22 protein-coding genes and 1 pseudogene are annotated in these 21,321 nt (G+C 64.0%); 5 read left to right on the forward strand and 18 right to left on the reverse strand.

Features of this window, described 5'->3' with window-relative positions; all coding sequences use genetic code 11:
* Positions 1-3: 3 nt before the first annotated feature.
* A complete protein-coding gene (locus ACFPOU_RS21940) occupies positions 4-1,230 on the reverse strand; it encodes a pyridoxal phosphate-dependent aminotransferase (protein WP_379726565.1) in 1,227 nt (408 codons plus the stop codon).
* A 181-nt stretch (positions 1,231-1,411) separates the two neighbouring features.
* On the opposite strand from ACFPOU_RS21940, the gene ACFPOU_RS21945 reads away from it, so the two are divergent.
* The 4 genes and pseudogenes from ACFPOU_RS21945 to ACFPOU_RS21960 all read left to right on the forward strand — a co-directional run.
* A complete protein-coding gene (locus tag ACFPOU_RS21945; protein ID WP_379726568.1) occupies positions 1,412-1,798 on the forward strand; it encodes an Mth938-like domain-containing protein in 387 nt (128 codons plus the stop codon).
* A gap of 166 nt (positions 1,799-1,964) precedes the next feature.
* On the forward strand, positions 1,965-2,435 hold the full coding sequence (locus tag ACFPOU_RS21950; protein WP_379726571.1) for a peroxiredoxin: 471 nt from the start codon (positions 1,965-1,967) through the stop codon (positions 2,433-2,435).
* 220 nt (positions 2,436-2,655) lie between these two features.
* Positions 2,656-4,440: a PhoH family protein gene (locus tag ACFPOU_RS21955; protein WP_379726575.1), complete on the forward strand. Its 1,785-nt coding sequence runs from the start codon at positions 2,656-2,658 to the stop codon at positions 4,438-4,440.
* Between the two features lie 133 nt (positions 4,441-4,573).
* Positions 4,574-4,898, forward strand: a pseudogene (locus ACFPOU_RS21960) (IS110 family transposase); the annotation flags it as partial.
* 13 nt (positions 4,899-4,911) lie between these two features.
* Here ACFPOU_RS21960 and ACFPOU_RS21965 read toward each other — a convergent pair.
* The 7 genes from ACFPOU_RS21965 to rpsF form a co-directional block, all read right to left on the reverse strand.
* Complete coding sequence (locus ACFPOU_RS21965) at positions 4,912-5,922, reverse strand: inorganic phosphate transporter (RefSeq protein WP_379726578.1); 1,011 nt, start codon at positions 5,920-5,922, stop codon at positions 4,912-4,914.
* A 24-nt stretch (positions 5,923-5,946) separates the two neighbouring features.
* A complete protein-coding gene (locus tag ACFPOU_RS21970) occupies positions 5,947-6,573 on the reverse strand; it encodes a DUF47 domain-containing protein (RefSeq protein WP_379726581.1) in 627 nt (208 codons plus the stop codon).
* Between the two features lie 89 nt (positions 6,574-6,662).
* Positions 6,663-8,048, reverse strand: a complete 1,386-nt coding sequence (locus tag ACFPOU_RS21975) for a replicative DNA helicase (RefSeq protein WP_379726584.1) — start codon at positions 8,046-8,048, stop codon at positions 6,663-6,665.
* A 120-nt stretch (positions 8,049-8,168) separates the two neighbouring features.
* On the reverse strand, positions 8,169-8,621 hold the full coding sequence (gene rplI / locus ACFPOU_RS21980; protein ID WP_379726587.1) for a 50S ribosomal protein L9: 453 nt from the start codon (positions 8,619-8,621) through the stop codon (positions 8,169-8,171).
* Positions 8,622-8,657: 36 nt separating this feature from the next.
* A complete protein-coding gene (rpsR, locus tag ACFPOU_RS21985; protein WP_379726590.1) occupies positions 8,658-8,948 on the reverse strand; it encodes a 30S ribosomal protein S18 in 291 nt (96 codons plus the stop codon).
* Between the two features lie 37 nt (positions 8,949-8,985).
* A complete protein-coding gene (priB, locus tag ACFPOU_RS21990) occupies positions 8,986-9,279 on the reverse strand; it encodes a primosomal replication protein N (protein WP_379726593.1) in 294 nt (97 codons plus the stop codon).
* 30 nt (positions 9,280-9,309) lie between these two features.
* Positions 9,310-9,711 (reverse strand): 30S ribosomal protein S6, encoded by a 402-nt coding sequence (gene rpsF / locus ACFPOU_RS21995; protein ID WP_379726596.1) that lies wholly within the window; start codon positions 9,709-9,711, stop codon positions 9,310-9,312.
* 241 nt (positions 9,712-9,952) lie between these two features.
* On the opposite strand from rpsF, the gene lexA reads away from it, so the two are divergent.
* Positions 9,953-10,588 carry a transcriptional repressor LexA gene (gene lexA, locus ACFPOU_RS22000; RefSeq protein ID WP_379726599.1) on the forward strand — a complete coding sequence of 212 codons (636 nt, stop codon included), beginning with the start codon at positions 9,953-9,955 and terminating at the stop codon, positions 10,586-10,588.
* Between the two features lie 187 nt (positions 10,589-10,775).
* On the opposite strand, the gene ACFPOU_RS22005 is transcribed toward lexA, so the two are convergent.
* From ACFPOU_RS22005 to ACFPOU_RS22050, 10 genes are all read right to left on the reverse strand, one after another.
* The gene (locus ACFPOU_RS22005; RefSeq protein ID WP_379726602.1) at positions 10,776-11,537 is read right to left on the reverse strand and encodes a tetratricopeptide repeat protein; all 762 of its coding nucleotides are present in this window, start codon (positions 11,535-11,537) and stop codon (positions 10,776-10,778) included.
* Positions 11,538-11,611: 74 nt separating this feature from the next.
* Complete coding sequence (locus tag ACFPOU_RS22010) at positions 11,612-12,853, reverse strand: cystathionine gamma-synthase family protein (RefSeq protein ID WP_379726605.1); 1,242 nt, start codon at positions 12,851-12,853, stop codon at positions 11,612-11,614.
* 53 nt (positions 12,854-12,906) lie between these two features.
* Positions 12,907-14,430 (reverse strand): amidophosphoribosyltransferase, encoded by a 1,524-nt coding sequence (gene purF / locus ACFPOU_RS22015; protein WP_379726607.1) that lies wholly within the window; start codon positions 14,428-14,430, stop codon positions 12,907-12,909.
* A 65-nt stretch (positions 14,431-14,495) separates the two neighbouring features.
* On the reverse strand, positions 14,496-14,984 hold the full coding sequence (locus tag ACFPOU_RS22020; RefSeq protein WP_379726610.1) for a CvpA family protein: 489 nt from the start codon (positions 14,982-14,984) through the stop codon (positions 14,496-14,498).
* Between the two features lie 25 nt (positions 14,985-15,009).
* Complete coding sequence (locus ACFPOU_RS22025) at positions 15,010-15,981, reverse strand: SPOR domain-containing protein (RefSeq protein WP_379726613.1); 972 nt, start codon at positions 15,979-15,981, stop codon at positions 15,010-15,012.
* A gap of 11 nt (positions 15,982-15,992) precedes the next feature.
* Positions 15,993-17,291, reverse strand: coding sequence for a bifunctional tetrahydrofolate synthase/dihydrofolate synthase (gene folC / locus ACFPOU_RS22030; protein WP_379726616.1), 1,299 nt, complete (start codon positions 17,289-17,291; stop codon positions 15,993-15,995).
* Positions 17,292-17,379: 88 nt separating this feature from the next.
* Positions 17,380-18,252, reverse strand: a complete 873-nt coding sequence (gene accD / locus ACFPOU_RS22035; protein WP_379726619.1) for an acetyl-CoA carboxylase, carboxyltransferase subunit beta — start codon at positions 18,250-18,252, stop codon at positions 17,380-17,382.
* Positions 18,253-18,447: 195 nt separating this feature from the next.
* A complete protein-coding gene (trpA, locus tag ACFPOU_RS22040; protein WP_379726622.1) occupies positions 18,448-19,248 on the reverse strand; it encodes a tryptophan synthase subunit alpha in 801 nt (266 codons plus the stop codon).
* Positions 19,249-19,362: 114 nt separating this feature from the next.
* Positions 19,363-20,643 (reverse strand): tryptophan synthase subunit beta, encoded by a 1,281-nt coding sequence (gene trpB, locus ACFPOU_RS22045; RefSeq protein WP_379726625.1) that lies wholly within the window; start codon positions 20,641-20,643, stop codon positions 19,363-19,365.
* The gene (locus ACFPOU_RS22050; RefSeq protein WP_379726628.1) at positions 20,591-21,319 is read right to left on the reverse strand and encodes a phosphoribosylanthranilate isomerase; all 729 of its coding nucleotides are present in this window, start codon (positions 21,317-21,319) and stop codon (positions 20,591-20,593) included. The genes trpB and ACFPOU_RS22050 overlap by 53 nt, the downstream gene beginning before the upstream one ends.
* Positions 21,320-21,321: the final 2 nt, after the last annotated feature.

Here is a 21,321-nt window from a genome sequence, read left to right on the forward strand (position 1 = left end):
TTGTCAGCGCGCGTGGCGGCGTCGGAAACCGTCGAGGAAGCGTGCGATGCGCGCACAAGCATCCGTCAGGTCGTCGGAATTGGGCAGGAACACCAGCCGGAAATGGTCAGGCGACTTCCAGTTGAACCCGGTGCCCTGCACCAGCAATACCTTTTCCTCGCCCAGCAGGTCGCAAATGAATTGCTGGTCGTCGGCAATCGGGTACATCGCCGGGTCCAGGCGCGGGAACATGTACAGCGCCGCTTTTGGCTTGACGCAGCTCACTCCCGGAATATCGGTCAACAGCTTGTGGGCAAGGTCGCGCTGCTTGAGCAGGCGCCCGCCGGGACCGACCAGGTCGTTGATGCTCTGGTAGCCCCCCAGCGCGGTCTGGATCGCGAATTGCCCGGGGGCGTTCGCGCACAGGCGCATCGAGGCCAGCATGTTCAGGCCGTCGATATAGTCTTTCGCATGGCGCTTTTCGCCCGACACCACCATCCAGCCTGCGCGGTAGCCGCAGGAGCGGTAGTTTTTCGACAGGCCGTTCAGGGTGACGAACAGGACATCGTCGGCCAGCGAGGCGATCGAGTCGTGCTGGTGGCCGTCGTAGAGCACCTTGTCGTAGATCTCGTCGGCATAGACGATGAGGCTGTGCTGGCGCGCCAGCTCGACGATCTCGAGCAGGATCTCGCGCGGGTACAGGGCGCCGGTTGGGTTGTTCGGGTTGATGACGACGATGGCGCGCGTATTCGGCGTGATTTTCTTGCGCATGTCGGCGATGTCGGGCATCCAGTCGGCCCCCTCGTCGCACACATAGTGCACCGGGGCGCCACCGGCCAGGCTCACGGCCGCCGTCCACAGCGGATAGTCCGGCGCCGGCACCAGTACCTCGTCGCCATTGTTCAGCAAGCCCTGCATGGCCATGACGATCAGTTCCGACGCGCCATTGCCGAGATAAATATCCTCGATGCGCACGCCGGCGATCTTCTTTTGCTGGGTGTAGTGCATGACCGCCTTGCGCGGCGCAAACAGGCCCTTCGAATCCGTGTAGCCGGCGGCGCCGTGCATGTTGCGGATCATGTCCTGCATGATTTCGTCGGGTGGATCGAAACCGAACACGGCGAGATTGCCAATGTTGAGCTTGATGATCTTGTGGCCGTCGTCTTCCATCTGGCGTGCCTGTTCCAGCGCCGGGCCGCGAATCTCGTAGCACACCTCGTCGAGCTTGTTCGATTTCAGAATCGGTCGCAAATCGTCACCTTTTTTTGTCAGCTACCGTTGCCGCATGTTGCAGTGCGAAAAATACCATTCTGCCGAAAGCGCACAATTTAAGCAACCTCGGGTCCGCCGTGCACGCAAGAGCGGCAAACGTGACGGAAAGGTTACAATGACAGTCCATCCTTAGCCCTAGCACGCCCAGCGCGCATCGACGATGAAGCTTCATTCCGACAACACCCAACAATACCAGACCGTCACCGGCTACGATGCCTCGGCTGTGGAAATCAATGCCCAGCGTTTCGATTACAGCCTGCTGGTGATGCCGGAGACGCCGCCCCGTCCCTGGGAAGTGACGCGCTTCGAGGATTTGCAGGCGGCGCATTTCGAGCAGATTGCCGCGGACGTGCCGGACGTCGTCATCCTCGGCACGGGCGAGCGCCAGCGCTTCGTGCATCCGCGCCTGATCGCCGCCCTGTCCGCCCGGCACATCGGCGTCGAGTCGATGGACAGCCAGGCTGCCTGCCGCACCTATAACGTGCTGATGGGCGAAGGCCGCAAGGTGACGCTGGCGCTGATCATCGAGGGCGCCGCCGCGGCTTGACGCAGGCGGCATAAAATTGCCCTATTGAATGGCGGCGGCCTGCCCTCATATTGGACAGGTTCTTGACATATCGACATGCTAGACTTCCGCCTGTCTCGATGGCCGATTATCATGAGCGCTATGCAGGATGGCACGAGGCCGATCCTGCCCATACCAGGAGAACCCCGTGGCCGACAGCCCCAGCGCAACACCTGTAGAAAACTTTTCCGCCGCCATGACCGGCGACAAGACCTTCGAGCTCGGCGGACGTCCAGCCAAGTACACGGTGCTGTATTTCTACCCGAAGGACAACACCCCCGGCTGCACCACCGAGAGCCTGGCTTTCCGCGACCACCACGACGCCTTCCTCGCGGCCGGCACCGAAGTCTACGGCATCAGCCGCGATTCGATGCGCTCGCACGAGGGCTTCAAGTCCAAGCTCGGCCTGCCGTTCGAGCTCATTTCCGATCCGGATGAAGTCGTGTGCAACCAGTTCGGCGTCATGAAGACCAAGAATATGTATGGCAAGCAAGTGCGCGGGGTGGAGCGCAGTACGTTTGTCGTTGACGCTCACGGTCGATTGGTGAAAGAATGGCGTGGCGTGAACGTCCCCGATCACGTCGATGAAGTGCTCGAATTCGTGAAGAGCCAGCCGTAACAGATGGCTCCGGTCGATCAACCTTCTGCTGGATAGCCCAGTCATTTTGAGTCAACCGTTTTATTTCAGCATCATTTCAATCTGGCAGCCTGCCACGCCGGTTCTTCCGGCCCTGGCCCGCGCCCCCAACGTATTTCCAGTCGCATCGAACCCGCCCGGCAGCACGTCCCACGACGTGCTGGCGCGAGGCGTCCTCCACTTTTTTTAGATTGAGACCCTGATGCCACTACCAAAAATGCCTACCAAGCCGGCCACGCTGCTGCCGGTAAACGATTATCCGAAAGCCGAACCCGGCAAGTCCCCCGTGCGCGCGGTTGCCGCAGCGCCGGTGGAAACCGATCCCGTCGAAGACCTGATCAGCGGTAAAGCCGTCCCCGCTTCCAAATCGAACCGTGCGCGCAAGGAAAAGAGCGCGCCGCTGGCCGCCGTTCCTTCCACCCAGGGCGAAGCGGCCGCCTGGCCGGCGCGTGCCGGTGCCGCTGCCGGCACCGTCGCCAAGCTCAAGGAAACCGATATCGCCGAGCCGCATCCGGCCAAGCACAAGCCGGTCGAAGTCACCGTCAAATCCTCGACCAGCCGGCGCGCCGACAAGGCCGGCGCCACCAAGGTCTTCGTGCTCGATACCAACGTGCTGATGCATGACCCAACCAGCCTGTTCCGTTTTGAGGAACACGACGTCTACCTGCCGATGATGACGCTCGAGGAACTCGACGACCACAAGAAAGGCATGTCGGAAGTCGCGCGCAATGCCCGCCAGGTCTCACGCACCCTCGACGCCCTGATCGCCAATGTCGACGACGACGCCATCGAAACCGGCATCGAATTGTCCAAGCTGGGCAACAAGGATGCGAAGGGCCGCCTGTTCTTCCAGACCAGGCTGCAGAGCGGTCCGCTGCTGCCGGAGGGACTACCGGTGGGCAAGGCCGACAACCAGATCCTGGGCGTGGTCAAGGCGATCGCCGCCGAGCAGCCGGACCGCGCCATCGTGCTGGTGTCGAAAGACATCAACATGCGCATCAAGGCACGCGCGCTTGGCTTGCCGGCCGAGGATTATTTCAACGACCACGTGCTGGAAGACACCGACCTGCTGTATTCGGGCATCGTCCAGCTGCCGGACGACTTCTGGGACAAGCACAGCAAGAACATGGAGTCCTGGCAGGAAAACAAGAACGGCAACAACGCGATGTTCTATCGCGTCACCGGCCCCTTCATTCCGAGCCTGCTGAACAACCAGTTCGTGTTCCTCGAGCCTTCCGGCGGCGAAGCGCCGATGTATGCGCAGGTCAAGGAAATCAACGGCAAGACCGCCGTGCTGCGCGTGCTGCGCGACTATAGCCACACGAAAAACAGCGTCTGGGGCATCACCGCGCGCAACCGCGAGCAGAATTTCGCGCTGAACCTGCTGATGGACCCGGAATGCGATTTCGTCACCCTGCTCGGCCAGGCCGGTACCGGCAAGACCCTGCTGGCCCTGGCCGCCGGCCTGGCGCAAGTGCTGGAAACCAAGCTCTACAACGAAATCATCGTCACCCGCGTCACGGTGCCGGTGGGCGAGGACATCGGCTTCCTGCCGGGTACCGAGGAAGAGAAGATGTCGCCGTGGATGGGCGCTTTCGACGACAACCTGGAAGTGCTCAACAAGTCCGACACCGACGCCGGCGACTGGGGCCGCGCCGCGACGCAGGACCTGATCCGCTCGCGCATCAAGATCAAGTCGCTCAACTTCATGCGCGGCCGTACTTTCGTGAACAAGTTCCTGATCATCGACGAGGCGCAGAACCTGACGCCCAAGCAGGTCAAGACCCTCGTCACGCGCGCCGGGCCCGGTACCAAGATCCTGTGTCTCGGTAACATTGCGCAGATCGACACGCCGTATCTCACCGAAGGTTCGAGCGGCCTGACCTATGTGGTCGACCGCTTCAAGGGCTGGAGCCACAGCGGACACGTGACGCTGGCGCGCGGCGAGCGTTCGCGCCTGGCCGACCACGCGAGCGAGGTGTTGTAAGCGTTTTCACTCCGTTTTCGCTGCAAAAAAAAACCTGCGCGCCGCAAGGCCCGCAGGTTTAATGAGATGGTCACCCTCCACCCTACAAGTTACTAAACTTGTAGGGTGTTGTTCTTTCTGGACGGAGGCCATCATGCAAGACATTACGCTTATCGGCATCGACCTCGGCAAGCACAGCTTCCACGTGCACTGCCAGGACCGCCAAGGCAAGGCCCTGCTGCGCAAGAAGTTCAGCCGCAAGCAGCTGATCGAATTCTTCGCCACATTCCAAGCCTGTACGGTCGTGATGGAAGCCTGCGCCGGCGCCCATCACATGGCGCGCCTACTGGCTGGCTACGGCCATGAAGTCAAGCTAATCTCCCCCGCAATTCGTCCGTCCCTTCGTCAAGAGCAACAAGAACGACTTCATCGACGCCGAAGCCATCTGCGAGGCGGCATGCCGTCCGTCGATGCGTTTCGCCCGGCACGCACTCACATGATGTGCTGGCCGATCCACCACGCGATCGCCGCCATGAGGGCCGAGGCCGGAATCGTGAAGACCCAGGCCCAGACGATGCTGCCCGCTACCCCCCAGCGCACGGCCGAGGCCTTCTGCGACGCGCCCACGCCCACGATGGCGCCGGTGATGGTGTGCGTGGTCGAGACCGGGATGCCGAAGAAGCTGGCCAGCAGGAGCGTGAAGGCGCCGCCGGTTTCCGCGCAAAAGCCGCCCACGGGCTTGAGCTTGGTAATCTTCTGGCCCATCGTCTTGACGATGCGCCAGCCGCCGAACAGCGTGCCGAAGGCGATCGCCGCGTAGCAGGAAATGATGACCCAGGCCGGTGGCAGGGGATCGGCCGGATTGGTGTGACCGGCGGCGATCAGGAGCATCCAGATGATGCCCATCGTCTTTTGCGCGTCGTTGCCCCCATGGCCCAGCGAATAGCCGGCCGCCGACACCAGTTGCAGGCGCCGGAACCAGACATCGACCTTGCGCGGCGTCGATTTCACGAAGATCCAGGCCACCAGCAGCATGATCGTCGAACCGAGGATGAAGCCGAGCGTCGGCGCCAGGACGATGAAGATGACGGTCTTGATCAGGCCGGCGGAGATGAGCGCGCCGGTGCCCGCCTTGGCCACGGCTGCACCGACCAGGCCGCCGATCAGCGCATGCGAGGACGACGATGGGATACCGTAATACCAGGTGATGACGTTCCAGGTAATGGCGCCGACCAGGGCGCCGAAGATCACGTAATGGTCGACCACGGCCGGGTCGATGGTGCCCTTGCCGATCGTCTGCGCCACCTTCATGCTGACGACGAAAATGGCGATGAAGTTGAAGAAGGCCGCCATCGCGACCGCGCTATGCGGTTTCAGCACGCCCGTCGACACCACGGTGGCGATCGAATTGGCCGAGTCGTGGAAGCCGTTCATGAAGTCGAAGACGAGGGCGAGCAGCACCAACGCACCCAGCACGTAGATGCTGATGTTGAGAGTTTCCATGATTATTCTTGTTCTGCGCGCGCGTTAGGCGTTTTCGACGATGATGCCTTCGATGATGTTGGCGACATCCTCGCAGCGGTCGGTGACGGTCTCGAGGATTTCGTAGATCGCCTTCATCTTGATCAGGTTGCGTACGTCCGGCTCGTCGCGGAACAGCTTGCTCATGGCGGCGCGCATCACGTGGTCGGCGTCGGACTCGAGGCGGTCGATTTCTTCGCAGATGGCGACGATCTTCTCGGCATTGCCCATGTCGTGCAGCAGGCCGACGGCGGCCTGGACGCGCTCGCAGCAGGCCAGGCACAGCTCGGCCAGGCGTTTCGCTTCCGGCGTGACGGCATGCAGGTCGTACAGGGAAATGGTCTGGGCGGCGTCTTCCATCATGTCGAGGATGTCGTCCATGCGCGTGATGAGCTTATGGATGTCGTCGCGGTCGATCGGGGTGATGAACGTCTTGTGCAGCAGGTCGACGCAGGCATAGGTGATCTTGTCCGCCTGCTTTTCGATGGTCTCGACGGCATGGGTCCGGGTTTCCAGGTCGTCGAAGTTGGTCATCAGGCCAACCATCTCTTGCGCCCCCTTCACGCACAGCGCGGCGTGCTGGTTGAACAAATCAAAAAACTTGCCCTCGGTGGGCATCAGGCGTCCAAACATGAAAAGGTTCTCCGTTTTAAAACTCTTGGGACTGCGAGGGTCCGCCGCGGGCCTGCATGCGATGCAGGTGCCGGCGGCGCAATATCGGCTTAATCGCCTTGGTAGACGGCGAGGTTACCGCTGTAGTTGCCGAACTTGGTGTATTGGCCGATCCAGGTCAGGCGGATCGCGCCGATCGGACCGTTACGCTGTTTGCCAATGATGATTTCGGCGGTCCCCTTGTCGGGCGAGTCGGGGTTGTAGACCTCGTCGCGGTACAGGAAGATGATCACGTCCGCATCCTGCTCGATTGCGCCCGATTCGCGCAGGTCGGACATCACGGGACGCTTGTTCGGGCGCTGCTCCAGCGAGCGGTTCAGCTGCGAGAGCGCGATGACCGGGCAATGCAATTCCTTGGCCAGGCCCTTGAGCGAGCGCGAGATCTCGGAGATCTCGGCGGCGCGGTTGTCGCCCGGCTGGCTGCCCTGCATCAGCTGCAGGTAGTCGACGATAATAAGGCCGAGCTTGCCACATTGCCGGGCCAGGCGCCGCGCGCGCGCGCGCATCTCGATCGGGTTCAGCGCCGGCGTTTCGTCGATGTAGAGCTGGGCGTCGTTCATCTTCTGGATGGCGTGCGTCAGGCGCGGCCAATCCTCGTCGTTCAGGCGGCCGGTACGCAGGCGGTGCTGGTCGAGCTGGCCGACCGAACCGAGCATACGCATGGCCAGCTGGGTGCCGCCCATCTCCATCGAGAACACGGCCACCGGCAAGCCCGCCTCGATGGCGACGTTCTCGCCGATGTTGACCGAGAACGCGGTCTTGCCCATCGACGGACGGCCGGCGACGATGACGAGGTCGCCCGGCTGCAGGCCCGAGGTCATGCGGTCGAGGTCGATGAAGCCGGTCGGCACGCCCGTGATTTCGCCCTGGTTTTCGCGCGAATAGAGTTCGTCGATGCGCTCGACCACTTGCGTGAGCAGGGGCTGGATCGGATTCCAGCCTTGGGCGCCGCGGGCGCCGGACTCGGCAATGGCAAAGATCTTGGATTCGGCTTCGTCAAGCATTTGCTTGACTTCCTTGCCTTGCGGATTGAACGCATTGCCGGAAATTTCGTCGGCGACGGTAATCAGTTTGCGCAGGATGCCGCGGTCGCGCACGATCTCGGCATAGCGGCGGATGTTGGCGGCCGACGGCGTGTTCTGCGCCATGGCGTTCAGGTATTGCAGGCCGCCCACGTCCTCGGCCTTGCCGAGCGAGACCATGGCCTCGTAAACGGTGATCACGTCGGCCGGCTTGCCGCCGTTAATCAAGCGCACCATCTGTTCGAAGATGATGCGGTGGTCGTAGCGGTAAAAATCGTCCGCGTGCATGAAGTCGGCGATGCGGTCCCAGGCCGCATTGTCGCGCAGCAGGCCGCCGATGACGGACTGCTCTGCTTCGATGGAATGCGGGGGAATGCGCAGCGATTCGATCTGCGGATCTGCGGGGGTATTCATGGCGGGCATTATAACCCTTCGTGTCGAGCGGCTGAAACAATTGGAGAGTTTCTGGCCGTAAAAAAAGCCGGGCAAACCCGGCTTTTTCTGTAGTGCAACAAGCGTGACGACCGCTAGGATTTAGGCAGCTTCGCCAACGACGGCAACGGTGATTTCCACGACGACGTCGGTGTGCAGCGCGACGGCGACCGGGTGTTCGCCGGTGGTCTTGAGCGGACCGGTCGGCAGGCGCACCTGCGCTTTTTCGACTGCGAAACCTTGCTTGGTCAGGGCTTCGGCGATGTCGAAGTTACCGACCGAACCGAACAGACGACCGTCGACGCCGGCTTTCTGGGCGATGGTGATGGTCATGCCGTTCAGCTTTTCGCCCTGGGCTTGCGAGGCGCCCAGTTTTTCAGCGGCTGCTTTTTCCAGCTCGGCGCGCTTGACTTCGAACTCGGCGACCGCCGACGAAGTAGCACGACGGGCCATCTTTTGCGGGATCAGGAAGTTACGCGCGTAACCGTCCTTGACCTTGACCACGTCGCCCAGGTTGCCGACGTTAACAACTTTTTCCAAAAGGATAACTTGCATATTTTTCTCCAGGATGTTCTGAACTGTACGACGCGATCAAGCGTTGTGCAGGTCGGTGTACGGCAGCAGCGCGAGGTAGCGTGCGCGCTTGATCGCGGTGTCGACCTGGCGCTGGTAGTGCGCCTTGGTGCCGGTCAGACGTGCCGGCATGATCTTGCCGTTTTCCTGGACGAAGTCCTTCAGGGTGTCGACGTCTTTGTAATCGACCTGTTCCACGTTCGCGGCGGTGAAGCGGCAGAACTTCTTGCGCTTGAACAGCGGGTTTTGCTGTTTGCGCTTCTCTTTAAGCTTGGCTTTGTTTTTGTCGAACTTTTTACCGAATGCCATTTGAGGCTCCTGTATCTAAAAGGTGGCCGCTAACAATTTAAGCGGCGGCACTAAAATCAATGATGTGAAACACCAGGGCTTTACTGTTGCGACTCTTCCTGGCCAAAAATCCCGTGAACTGGTGCGCGGCGCCGAGCTCGGCACTGGCGAAGCGGCCCGAAATCTCGCCCGCGGCAAACGCGGCAATTTCGAACTCGACCAGCCGGTCCACCCCTGCCTCGACCTGTTGCGAACTGTGCATCAGGATTGCCGACACGACCGGCACCCCGGCGGGGGTATAGCGCAGTACGTCGCGTTCAGCGATGGTAGCGACGACTTGAAGCTGGTTCACTGCCCGTTCACGATTCCTGGCAAGAAAAAATCAGGCAGCAGCGGCGGCCGGAGCAGGAGCGGCGGCCTGGGCCGGGGCTTCCGCACGGTGGCTCTTGGCTGCGTCTTCGCGCTGGACCGACTTCATCATTGGCGATGGGGTCGTTTCAGCTTTCTTCATCTTCACGGTCAGGTGACGCAGCACGGCATCATTGAACTTGAATGCGGTTTCCAGCTCGACCAGGGTCTCGTTGTCGCACTCGATGTTCAGGCAGATGTAGTGTGCCTTCGGCAGCTTCTGGATCTGGTAAGCCATCTGGCGACGGCCCCAGTCTTCGACGCGATGGATGTTACCGCCGCGGCTCGTCACCGTGGTCTTGTAACGCTCGATCATCGCCGGGACTTGCTCGCTTTGGTCCGGGTGGACGATAAAAACGATTTCATAATGACGCATGCAACACTCCTTGAGGACGTTTAAACAAATGCCCACCTCGGCGTCAAGACGAGTGTGGGAAGGGAAAGCCGGCAATTATAGCGTGCTACGGCAGCCGGCGCAATGCATGGAGGCCGGGCGTCGGGCGTCGCCCGGCCGCGACACCTTGCTAACCAGAAATCGATAAAAAGTGTGGATTTTCCTTGCATTCGCCGAAATACTGTACAAAAATACAGTCTGAATCATCAACCATGCCAGACCCATGCTCAAGCTCACCGCAAGGCAAGAACAGATCCTCAACCTGATCAAGGAAGCGATCGACAATACCGGCTTCCCGCCGACCCGCGCCGAAATCGCCAGGGAACTGGGCTTCAAGTCGGCCAATGCAGCCGAGGAGCACCTGCAGGCGCTGGCGCGCAAGGGCGCGATCGAGATCGTCTCCGGCACCTCGCGCGGCATCCGCCTGATCGGCGCCTCCCTGCCGGCGCCGGCGCCCAGCATCCCGGCGGCGCTGCTCATGTCGCTGCCGCTGGTCGGCCGCGTCGCCGCGGGCTCGCCGATCCTGGCCCAGGAACACGTCGAGGCCACCTACAACGTCGACCCGGCCATGTTCGGCGCCCGTCCCGATTTCCTGCTGAAGGTACGCGGCTGGTCGATGCGCGACGCCGGCATCATGGATGGCGATTTTCTTGCGGTCAAGAAGGTCGACAGCGCCAAGAATGGCCAGATCGTGGTGGCCCGCATCGGCGAAGACGTGACCGTCAAGCGCTACCGCAAGACCGGAGAGCTCATCGAACTGCTGCCGGAAAACCCGGACTTCACCGTCATCCGCGTGGAACCGGGCGACGAGTTCGCGCTCGAAGGCTTGGCCGTGGGCCTGATGCGCAGCTGGCACTGAGACGCTGTCTTGGCAGGAAGGGGCATGTTGCTGACCATGCATGGCCAGCCATGCAAGGCCGGGCCACGCTGCTCCCTCGTCGAGCGCGTCGGCAACGGCGCATTCCTTGACCGGACAGCTCCTGCTCCGACAAATCCCCAGCCGTAAAAAAGGCCGCGCTCGCGGCCTTTTTTACGTCCCGGCCCGCTCAGTTGCGCGGCGGCGCGTAATTGGATTTGCGCGCTTCGATGTCGCGCGCGCGCTCTTCCGAGGGCGCCTTCCCGACGATGGCATTGTGCTCCTTCACGTAGGCTTCGGTGGCGCTGCGCCAGGCCGCCAGGTCGGCCAGCACCAGTTTCGAGCTCACCCGCGCTTCCTCGGCCAGGTTTTCCTGCACCTGGGCCAGGCGCGTGGCGGCGCGCGTGGTTTCGGCCTGGTTCATCAGCTTGGCGATGTCGGCGGGAATGCGCTTGACCAGGGGCGAGGCGGCATTCAGGTTCGTCACGTAGTCGTTGTAGCAGTTCTGCCAGCCGGTGACGCTGGCCGAGACGCGTTCGATGTCCGCGGCTTGCTTGGAGATGGTGGGAATGCGCGGCACCGCGCAGTTGAACTTGCCGCTTTTCAGGTCTTCGCCCTGGTATTGCTCGACCCAGTGCAGGATCTCGGCGCGGCGCGCGCTGCGCTGCTTGATCAGTTCGAGCGAGGCGACGGCGACCGCATTGCCCTTGGCCGCCGCCTTGCGGAACCAGGCCTCGGCCCGGGCTTCGTCGACGGCCCCGGCTTCGCCGTACAGGTACATCTCGCCCAGGCGCTGCTGCGCCTCGACATTGCCGGCATTGCCGAGCTTGGTGTATAGCTGGAGCGCTTCGGGATAGGATTTTTTCGCGAACAGCGCATGTGCGGCGGACAGCGGATCGGCGTGGGCTGCGCTCGCCGACAGCAGGCTCGCGACGAGAAGAAGACGCTTCATGGAAGGGCCAGGGGCGGGGGAAATAGGCATCATACCGCGAAGCCCCCGCTGCCTCAACCGCCTTGCCGGGGCGGTCAGTCCCCCAGCGCGGCGCGGAAATCTTCCAGCAAGTCGTCGCTGTCCTCGATGCCGACCGAGACCCGGATCAGCGACTCGGCGATGCCCATGCTGGCGCGGCGCTCGGCGCCCATCTCGAAGAAAATCGTATGGGCAACCGGAATGACCAGCGTGCGCGTGTCGCCCAGGTTACTCGCAGGAATCGCCAGTTGCAGGCGGTTCAGGTAATCGAAGGGGTCGATGTCCGCGCGCAGCTCGAAGCTCAGCAGCGAGCCGGCGGAGCGGAACAGTTCGCAGGTCAACCGGTGCTGCGGATGCGAGGCCAGGCCCGGATAGTGCACCGCGCAGACGCGTTCGTCGGCCTCGAGCATCCGCGCCAGTGCCAGCGCATTCGCGCTGGTGCGCTCCATGCGCAATGCCAGCGTCTCGGCGCCGACCGCGATGTGATGCGCCGCTTCCGGCCCGAGGGAGGCACCGAAGTCGCGCAGCGCCTTGGCGCGCAACTGGGCCATGCCCTGGGCGGCGGCCGGCTGCTTGCGGAAGTTGTCGGCGATGTGAGGGTAGGCGCTCCAGTCGAACAGGCCCGTATCGGTCAGCGCGCCGCCGAGGGCGATGCCGTGGCCGGCGATCGACTTGGTCAGCGAATTGACGACCAGGCCGGCGCCGACCGCCTTCGGACGGAACAGGTAGGGCGTGGTCATCGTGTTGTCGACCACGTACAGGATGCCGCGCTCGCGGCACAGCTGTCCGATGCGCGCCAGGTCGGCGACCTGGGTGCGCGGATTGGCGATCGTCTCGACAAAGACGAGGCGCGTGTTCGGGCGCAGGGCGGCCGCCACGTTGGCGGCATCGGTGGCATCGACGAAGTCGACGTCGACGCCCTGCCCCGCCACCGTTTGCCACAGGCTGTTGGTGTTCCCGAAGAGGAAACTCGACGACACGACATGGTCGCCCTCGCGCAGCAGCGCCTGGAACAGCGCGCCGATGGCGGCCATGCCGGTACCGAAGCACAGGCTGGCGACGCCGTCTTCCATCTTCGTGATCTTGTCTTCCAGCGCGGCCACCGTCGGATTGCCCTGGCGGCCGTAGCGGAAGCCCGGCTCCTTGCCCTGGAACACCGAGGCCAGCTGGCGCGCGTCGTCGTAGCCGAAGGCGACCGAGGTGTGGACAGGCTTGTGCAGCGAGCCCTGCTCGATCGCCTTGCGGCGATCGTTGTGCAGGATGGTGGTGGTGAAACCGTAGTGTTTTTGTTCGCTCATGGTGGCGGCGGGCTGGTTCGGCGGATTATGCGCGGCACATGATGCGCGGCGGCTCATTCGGCGGCGACGGGAGGGTTCAGGTTCAGCTGGGTCCTTACCTCGTCTTCGAGCTTGGGCTTGCCGCCATTATGGCGCGCCGACTCCAGCTGGTCGAGGTAGGCCGGGGTCACGTCGCCCGTCACATAGATGCCGTCGAAGCAGGACGCCTCGAAGTTCGTCAGCGCCGGGTTCACGTCCGAGATCGAGCGCTTGAGCGCGTCGATGTCCTGGTAGACCAGGCGGTCGGCGGTGATCTCGGCGCAGACTTCCTCGACCGTGCGCCCGTAGGCGATCAGCTCGTCGCGGGTCGGCATGTCGATGCCGTACACGTTCGGGAACAGCACCGGTGGCGCGGCCGAGGCGAAGAACACCTTGCGCGCGCCGGCCTCGCGCGCCATCTGCACGATCTCGCGGCTGGTCGTGCCGCGCACGATCGAATCGTCGACCAGCAGCACGTTCTTGCCCTTGAATTCGGAACCGATGGCGTTGAGTTTCTGGCGCACCGATTTCTTGCGCATTCCCTGTCCGGGCATGATGAAGGTGCGGCCGATGTAGCGGTTCTTGATGAAACCTTCGCGGTATTCGATGCCCAGTTTCAGCGCCAGCTGGATCGCCGCCGGGCGCGACGAATCCGGAATCGGCATCACCACGTCGATCTCGTCGACCGGGATCTCCTTGCGGATCTTGTCGGCCAGGTATTCGCCCATCTTCAGGCGCGTGGCGTAGACCGAGGCGCCGTCGATCACCGAGTCGGGACGCGCCAGGTAGACGTATTCGAAGGCGCAAGGATTGAGCGACGGGTTCTCGGCGCACTGGCGCGCGTGCAGCACGCTGTTCGTATCGATGAAGATGGCTTCGCCCGGCGCGATGTCGCGCACGAAGCGGAAACCGATGCCCTCGAGGGCGACCGATTCGCTCGCGACCATGTATTCGATGCCGCCCTCGCCTTCGCTCATGCCCAGGCACAGCGGACGGATGCCGTAGGGATCGCGGAAGGCCAGCAGGCCGTGGCCGGCGATCTGGGCGACGACGGCGTAGGCGCCGCGCACGCGGCGGTGCACCTGGCCGACCGCCTTGAAGACGGCATCGGCGCCCAGCGAATAGCCGTCGGCCGCTTCCTGGATCTCGTGCGCCAGCACATTGAGCAGCACCTCCGAGTCGGAACCGGTGTTGATGTGGCGGCGGTCGTTGTGGAACAGCGCTTCCTTCAGCTCGGCCTGATTGGTCAGGTTGCCGTTGTGCGCCAGCGTGATGCCGAATGGCGCGTTCACGTAGAAGGGCTGCGCCTCTTCCTCGCTGGACGAACCGGCGGTCGGGTAGCGGCAATGGCCGATCCCGGTATTGCCCTGGAGGGAACGCATGTTACGGGTGCGAAACACGTCGCGAACCAGGCCATTGGCCTTGTACATCGAGAACATGCTGCTGTGATTGGTTGCAATACCCGCAGCGTCCTGACCGCGGTGCTGTAACAGCAACAATGCGTCATACAACAACTGGTTGACGGGGGTTTGCGAGACGACGCCGACGATGCCACACATGGTGCGCTCCTAAAAACTGAATGCTGTTGCGGAAGATTTCAAAACGAAGATGTCAAAACGAATGCTTAAAATGTCAGGTGCTGCGCCAGCGCAGCAGGGAGAAAGGGCTTGACGGTGCGCGCTCCGGCCTCGGCCAGCGGGGACAGCAGCGCGTCTTTCCAGAATGCTTGCTGGGGAATGGCGGTCATGGAACACAATATGACGGCGGCCAGCACGATTACAATCCCGCGCGCCAGCCCGAACAGGCCGCCCAGGCCGCGGTCCGCCAGCGACAGGCCGGACGCTTCGATCAAGGCGCCGATGGCCAGCGACAACAGGCCCATCAGGATGCGCACGCCGAGGAACAGCGCGATGAAGGCCACGATCAGGCGCGCCGTGTCGCCGGGAATCATAGCCGGTAACAGGGGCGCTAGGCGCGCGCCATAGGCGTTGGCCACGACGAAGGCCACGATCCAGCCCGTCAGGGACAGGATTTCCTTCATTAAACCACGCATGGTGCTGATCACCACCGACGCCACCAGCACGAACAAGACGAGATAATCGAAAATCGTCACGGCAAGCGAACGCGGCCCACGCGCATCAGACCGGCACCAGGAAACCGGCCAGGCCCAGGCTGCCGAGCTTGGCCTTGGTCTTGTCGGCTTCCTCGCGGCTGCCGAATGGACCGACTTGCACCTTGATCAGGGCGCCGGACTTCTTCGTGAAGGAATTGATGCCGCCGGCGCGCAGGCGTGCCTGCAGTTCGTCGACCTTGTCCTGGGTCGCCAGCGCGGCGACCTGGACCACGAAACGCTGGTTCCCGGCGGCCCTGTCTTCGGCGCGCGGATGCGTCTCGGCCGACTTGGCGGCGGGTTTACCCTCGAGCAGCGCGAGCGCACGGGCCGCTTCGCTGTCCTTGGCACGTGCCGGGGCCGGCTTTTCCTCGGGCTTTTTCGCGGCCGGCTTGTCGGCAGCCTTGCGCTCGGTGTCCTTCGGCTCCGGCTTGCGTTCGGCGACCTTGGGTTCGGGCCTGGCGGCCTTGGGCTCGGGCTCGGGCCTGGACTCGGGCTTGGAAAGCGGCACGCGCGCGGCCGGCTCTTCGTCGAGCATTTTCAGCGGAGGCGCTTCGGCCGCTGGCGGCGCCGGCGTCGCCACGGACGGCGGCGCGATGATTTCCTCGTCCGCGTCGACGCTGTCGACGGCCGGCACCGGGCTGGCCGGCATCGGCAGCGCGGGCGCTTTTTCTTTCGCGGGAATCTGGATGGCGATGTCGCCGGCCAGCGGACGCGGTTCGGAATCGAGCAGCATCGGCAGGCCGACCGCGGCGGCCAGCGCCAGCGCGACCGCGCCTACCAGGCGGCGCCGTGCGCGCTTCTTTTCCGGCAGCATGGGGTCGCCGCCGCTGCGGCTGCGGCGCGAACCGCCCTGCCCGCTTTCGTTCGCCTGGTTCGCGTGACTGGCGCGCTTGGCGCGGGCCTGCCGGCCGAAGTCGTCATCGTCGCGGGAAAAACGGCCACTGTCCTGGGCGCTACCGTCTTGCTTGTTTTTACTAAGGAACGAGAACAAGCCCATGCGTCTGAATGTCAGTGAAGAGAGTTTTTACGGGCCGCCATCACGCCGGCGACGGTGTAGAACGAGCCAAAGACCACAATTCTATCATTCTCCTCGGCACGGCTCACCGCATTTGCGAAAGCGGCGGCCGGATCGGGGAAAGCGCTGACCGAAAAATCGGCCTCTTTCGCCCCTGCGGGCCGCAATGCGGCCACCCGTGCGGCCAGGGCGTCGCCCTTGGCCGAACGCGGCGACGGCAGGTCGGCCACGCACCAATGGTCGACCAGGCCGGCCATCGGCGCCAGCACGCCGGCGATGTCCTTGTCGTCCATGATGCCGAACACGGCATAGGTATAGCGGTGGAAGCCCATGTTGCCGAGGTTCTGGGCCAGCGTGCTCGAGGCATGCGGATTGTGGGCCACGTCGAGCACCGTGGTCGGACGCCCGGCCAGCACCTGGAAGCGGCCCGGCAGTTCGACCAGCGCCAGCCCGGTGCGCACTTCCTGCGCGCCGCAAGGCAATTGCATGCGCAGCGCCTCGAGGGCGGCCAGCGCGGCCGAGGCGTTGAGCAGCTGGTTGGCGCCGCGCAGGGCCGGATAGGCCAGCGAATTGCGGCGCTGGGTGCGCCCCCCGAAGCTCCACTGCTGCTGGTCGCCCTGGTAGTTGAAATCGCGCCCGATCAGCCACAGATCGGCGCCGATGTCGCCTGCATGCCGGATCAGCGATTGCGGCGCCAGCGGGTCGCTGCAGATCGCGGTCTTGCCGGGGCGGAAAATGCCGGCCTTTTCGAAGCCGATTTCCTCGCGCGTCTCGCCCAGCCAGGCCGCATGGTCGATGTCGATGCTGGTGACGATGGCCACGTCGGCGTCGATCACGTTCACCGCGTCCAGGCGCCCGCCCAGGCCCACTTCCAGGATCGCCACATCGACGCCGGCGGTCGAGATCAGGTGCATGATCGCCAGGGTCGTGAATTCGAAATAGGTCAGCGCCGTATCGCCGCGCCGGGACTCGACGAAGCCGAAGCTGTCGACCAGCATGGCGTCGCTCGCCATCCCGCCATTGATGCGGGCGCGTTCATTGAAGTCGAGGAAGTGCGGCTTGATGTAGAGGCCGACGCGGTAGCCGGCGTGCAGCAGGACCGATTCGAGCATGGCGCAGGTCGAGCCCTTGCCGTTGGTGCCGGCGACCATGATGACGGGACAGGCGAATTCCAGGTGCATGCGCTCCTTGACGGCGCGTACGCGGTCCAGGCCCATGTCGATATGGGTTTCGGCGTGGCGCGCTTCGAGCAGCGCCAGCCACGCGGGCAAGGTGGTGGGAAGCATGGACATGACGGTCAAGGTGCGTTGAAACGAAAACCGGCGACCTGGAGTGCAGATCGCCGGCCGGAATGCGTGCGGGAGCGAGGCTCCGGCCGGTTCAGGCGATGACTTCGGCCGGCTGGTTTTGCAGCAGGGCCAAGAGGCGCGCGATTTCTTCGCGCATCTTGCGGCGGTCGACGATCATGTCGACGGCGCCCTTTTGCACCAGGAACTCGGCGCGCTGGAAACCTTCCGGCAGCTTTTCGCGCACCGTGTTCTCGATCACGCGCGGGCCGGCAAAGCCGATCAGCGCTTTCGGTTCGGCGATCACGACGTCGCCCATGAAGGCGAACGAAGCGGAGACGCCGCCCATGGTCGGGTCGGTCAGCACGCTGATGAAAGGCAGTTTCTTTTCCGACAGCTTGGTCAGCATGGCGGTGGTTTTCGCCATTTGCAGCAGCGACAGCAAGCCTTCCTGCATGCGCGCGCCGCCGGTGGCGGTGATGCAGATGAACGGCACCTTCTGTTCCAGCGCCACCTGGGCGCCGCGCACGAAACGTTCGCCGACGACCGAGCCCATCGAGCCGCCCATGAATTCGAATTCGAAGCAGGCCACGACCACCGGCAGGCTCATGATCGAACCGCCCTGGACGATCAGCGCATCGGTCTCGCCGGTGGCGTCCATGGCGGCCTTCAGGCGGTCCGGATACTTCTTGCTGTCCTTGAACTTCAGGGTGTCGACCGGCAGCGCTTCCTGGCCGATTTCATAGCGCCCGCCCTCGTCGAGCAGGCCGTCGAGGCGCGCACGTGCGCGGATGCGCATGTGGTGGTCGCACTTCGGGCACACATGCAGGTTCGATTCCAGGTCGGCGCGGTAGAGCACGGCCTCGCACGACGGGCACTTGACCCACAGGCCCTCCGGCATGGTCTTGCGATTGGCGGCATCGGAGCGCTGGATTCGCGGGGGCAGCAGTTTTTCCAACCAACTCATGTTCTTCTCCTGTGCGGCATTTCTTAAGTTGGGCGTAGTGTAGCCGCTCGCGTCCGGCTTGTCGACCGCTTGCCAGCTTGGCAATGGTCCGTCCTGTCGAGCTCGTTCAGGACGGCCGCGCGGGCTGCGAACAGCTTACACCGATTGCGCCGCGGCGTGCGGACCGCGCCCGCAGGCCGTGTCCGCGCACGGGGCTTACCTGGCGTCGAGCGCGGCGCGGATATTGGCGCAAAAGGCGCGCACCGCCTCCGGCCCGCCCTCGCGCGGCGTGTTTTCCAGCTCCTGGATGATGCGGCTGCCGATCACGACCGCGTCGGCCACGGAGGCCACCGCCTTGGCCGTCGCGGCGTCGCGGATGCCGAAGCCCACGCCGATCGGCAGGCTGACGTGTTCGCGGATCGCGGCCACCCGGCGCGCCACGTCTTCGGTATCGATCGTGCCGGCGCCGGTCACGCCCTTGAGGGAGACGTAATAACTGAAGCCGCTGCCGTAGCGCGCCACCTGGCGGATGCGCTCCTGCGTCGACGTCGGCGCCAGCAGGAAGATCAGGTCGAGGCCATTGGCGCGCATGGCGTCGGCAAAGGCTTCGCATTCTTCCGGCGGGTAGTCGACGACGATGGCGCCGTCGGCGCCCGCTTCCTTCGCCAGGCGGATGAAGTTGTCGGGGCCGATGCGCTCGATCGGGTTGGCGTAGCCCATCAGGACCACCGGGGTGGCGCCGTCGGCCTTGCGGAACTCGCGCACGTAGTCGAAGACATCGGACAGGCCGATGCCGAATTTCAGGGCGCGCTCGCAGGCGCGCTGGATGACCGGGCCTTCGGCCATCGGGTCGGAAAACGGTACGCCCAGTTCCAGGACGTCGGCCCCGCCCGCGACCAGCGCGTGCATCAGGGGGACGGTCATCTCGGGGCCGGGGTCGCCGGCGGTGATGAAGGTGACGAGGCCGGTTTTGTTCTGTTCGCGCAGGGTGGCGAAGGTGTGTTCGATTCGGGACATGGTGATTTTTCGTTTCGGTTGTCGGTGGCGATCGGTGCTGCAACGGCCCATCGAACGCGTGGACGGGAAACCCCGTCCACGCGTTCACGGCACGCAGGCAAGGCGCGGCGCGGATTAACTGAAATCGAGCCCCATGCGCTGCGCCACCGTATGCATGTCCTTGTCCCCGCGCCCCGACAGGTTCACCAGGATCAGTTGGTCCTTCGGCAGCGTCGCCGCCAGCTTGAAGCCGTGGGCGATCGCGTGCGACGATTCCAGCGCCGGGATGATGCCCTCGATGCGGCAGCAGTCGTGGAAGGCCTGCAGCGCCTCGTCGTCCGTGACCGACACATACTGCGCGCGCGCCGAATCCTTCAGCCAGGCGTGCTCGGGGCCGACGCCCGGGTAGTCCAGCCCGGCCGAGACCGAGTGGGTCTCGATGATCTGGCCGTTCGCATCCTGCAGCAGATAGGTCCGGTTGCCGTGCAATACGCCGGGGAAGCCCAGCGTCAGCGAGGCCGAATGCTTGCCCGAATCGAGCCCTTCGCCGGCCGCCTCGACGCCGACCAGTTTCACGCCCGGCTCGTCGATATACGGGTAGAAAATGCCCATCGCGTTCGAGCCGCCGCCGATGCAGGCGAGCACGTAATCGGGCTGGCGCCCGGTCATTTCCGGCATCTGCACGCGGCATTCCTCGCCGATCACCGACTGGAAATCGCGCACCATCATCGGATACGGATGGGGTCCGGCGACGGTGCCGATGATGTAGAAGGTGTTCTCGATGTTGGTGACCCAGTCGCGCATCGCTTCGTTGAGCGCATCCTTCAGGGTCTTGCTGCCCGATTCGACCGGCACGACGGTCGCGCCCAGCAGCTTCATGCGGTAGACGTTCTGGGCCTGGCGCCTGACGTCCTCGCTGCCCATGTAGACCACGCATTCGAGGCCGAAGCGGGCGCAGATGGTGGCCGTGGCCACGCCATGCTGGCCGGCGCCGGTCTCGGCGATGATGCGCGGCTTGCCCATGCGCCGCGCCAGCAGGGCCTGGCCGATGACGTTGTTGATCTTGTGGGCGCCGGTATGGTTCAGGTCTTCGCGCTTGAAGAACACCTGGGCGCCGCCGGCCAGTTCCGACCAGCGCTTGGCATGGTAGACCGGCGACGGGCGGCCGACGAAATGGGCCAGCTCGTAGCGGAATTCCTCGAGGAATTCGGGGTCGTTCGAATAGCGCGCGTAGGCCTCGTTGAGCTCGGCCAGCGCGTGCGTCAGCGTCTCGGCAACGAAGGAACCGCCGTAGGGGCCGAAATGGCCGCGCGCGTCGGGGAATTGATAGTCGGTGGTCTGGAACAGGGCGTTCGGGCCGCGCTCAGCGCGTGCTTCCTGGCTCGCTTCCAGGGCTGCTTCGAGTACTTCTTTCATGGGTCTGCTCGCTTTCAATGGTGGCATCGGCTGCCCGCACCGCGGCGATGAAATCCGCGATCCTGCGGGCGTCCTTGATCCCCCTCGCTGCCTCGACACCGCTGCTGATGTCGACGGCCCAGGGGCGTACGCGCACGACCGCGCTAGTCGCGTTTTGAACGCTCAAGCCACCACTCAAAACGACCCGAGGCGCGAGCTCTTTTGGAATAAGAGACCAATCGAAGACCTTTCCAGCACCACCATAGGCGTCCACGTAGGTATCGAGCAGGAGGCCGGAAAACCAGGGACTGGCGGCGCGGTATGCGAGTTCGCATTCTAGCAGTTCACGCGGCGTCGTGTCCGGCTTGACCCGGTAGGCGTGGACGAAGGGGCGCTTGACCGCGTCGGCGATGCGCGCGCACGCGTCCACCGTTTCGTCGCCGTGGAACTGCAGCAGCGCGACCGGCCCGGCCTCGACCACCGCCCTGACCTCGTCGACGCCGGCGTTGACGAACAGCGCCACCGCGCTCACGTAAGGCGGCAAGCTGGCCGCCAGCGGCGCGAACTGCGCGGGCGAGACGTAGCGCGGGCTCTTCGGATAGAACACGAAGCCGAGCGCGTCGGCGCCGCTCGCCACGGCCGCGTGCGCGTCTTGCGCGCGCGTGATGCCGCAAATCTTGATTCGGGTACGGTGCATGG

This window comes from Massilia jejuensis (assembly GCF_042656795.1).
In the GTDB taxonomy this organism is placed as follows: Bacteria; Pseudomonadota; Gammaproteobacteria; order Burkholderiales; family Burkholderiaceae_D; genus Telluria; species Telluria jejuensis.

Bases quoted from the DNA above. Each gene is read 5' to 3' on its own strand.
- ACFPOU_RS22050 (WP_379726628.1), bottom strand. From the start codon at position 21,319: ATGCACCGTACCCGAATCAAGATTTGCGGCATCACGCGCGCGCAAGAC.
- rplI (WP_379726587.1), bottom strand. From the start codon at position 8,621: ATGCAAGTTATCCTTTTGGAAAAAGTTGTTAACGTCGGCAACCTGGGC.
- accD (WP_379726619.1), bottom strand. From the start codon at position 18,252: ATGAGTTGGTTGGAAAAACTGCTGCCCCCGCGAATCCAGCGCTCCGAT.
- folC (WP_379726616.1), bottom strand. From the start codon at position 17,291: ATGTCCATGCTTCCCACCACCTTGCCCGCGTGGCTGGCGCTGCTCGAA.
- ACFPOU_RS21970 (WP_379726581.1), bottom strand. From the start codon at position 6,573: ATGTTTGGACGCCTGATGCCCACCGAGGGCAAGTTTTTTGATTTGTTC.
- ACFPOU_RS21975 (WP_379726584.1), bottom strand. From the start codon at position 8,048: ATGAATACCCCCGCAGATCCGCAGATCGAATCGCTGCGCATTCCCCCG.
- ACFPOU_RS22025 (WP_379726613.1), bottom strand. From the start codon at position 15,981: ATGGGCTTGTTCTCGTTCCTTAGTAAAAACAAGCAAGACGGTAGCGCC.
- ACFPOU_RS21945 (WP_379726568.1), top strand. From the start codon at position 1,412: ATGAAGCTTCATTCCGACAACACCCAACAATACCAGACCGTCACCGGC.
- lexA (WP_379726599.1), top strand. From the start codon at position 9,953: ATGCTCAAGCTCACCGCAAGGCAAGAACAGATCCTCAACCTGATCAAG.
- trpA (WP_379726622.1), bottom strand. From the start codon at position 19,248: ATGTCCCGAATCGAACACACCTTCGCCACCCTGCGCGAACAGAACAAA.
- rpsR (WP_379726590.1), bottom strand. From the start codon at position 8,948: ATGGCATTCGGTAAAAAGTTCGACAAAAACAAAGCCAAGCTTAAAGAG.
- purF (WP_379726607.1), bottom strand. From the start codon at position 14,430: ATGTGTGGCATCGTCGGCGTCGTCTCGCAAACCCCCGTCAACCAGTTG.
- ACFPOU_RS22005 (WP_379726602.1), bottom strand. From the start codon at position 11,537: ATGAAGCGTCTTCTTCTCGTCGCGAGCCTGCTGTCGGCGAGCGCAGCC.
- ACFPOU_RS22010 (WP_379726605.1), bottom strand. From the start codon at position 12,853: ATGAGCGAACAAAAACACTACGGTTTCACCACCACCATCCTGCACAAC.
- rpsF (WP_379726596.1), bottom strand. From the start codon at position 9,711: ATGCGTCATTATGAAATCGTTTTTATCGTCCACCCGGACCAAAGCGAG.
- trpB (WP_379726625.1), bottom strand. From the start codon at position 20,643: ATGAAAGAAGTACTCGAAGCAGCCCTGGAAGCGAGCCAGGAAGCACGC.
- ACFPOU_RS21955 (WP_379726575.1), top strand. From the start codon at position 2,656: ATGCCACTACCAAAAATGCCTACCAAGCCGGCCACGCTGCTGCCGGTA.
- ACFPOU_RS21965 (WP_379726578.1), bottom strand. From the start codon at position 5,922: ATGGAAACTCTCAACATCAGCATCTACGTGCTGGGTGCGTTGGTGCTG.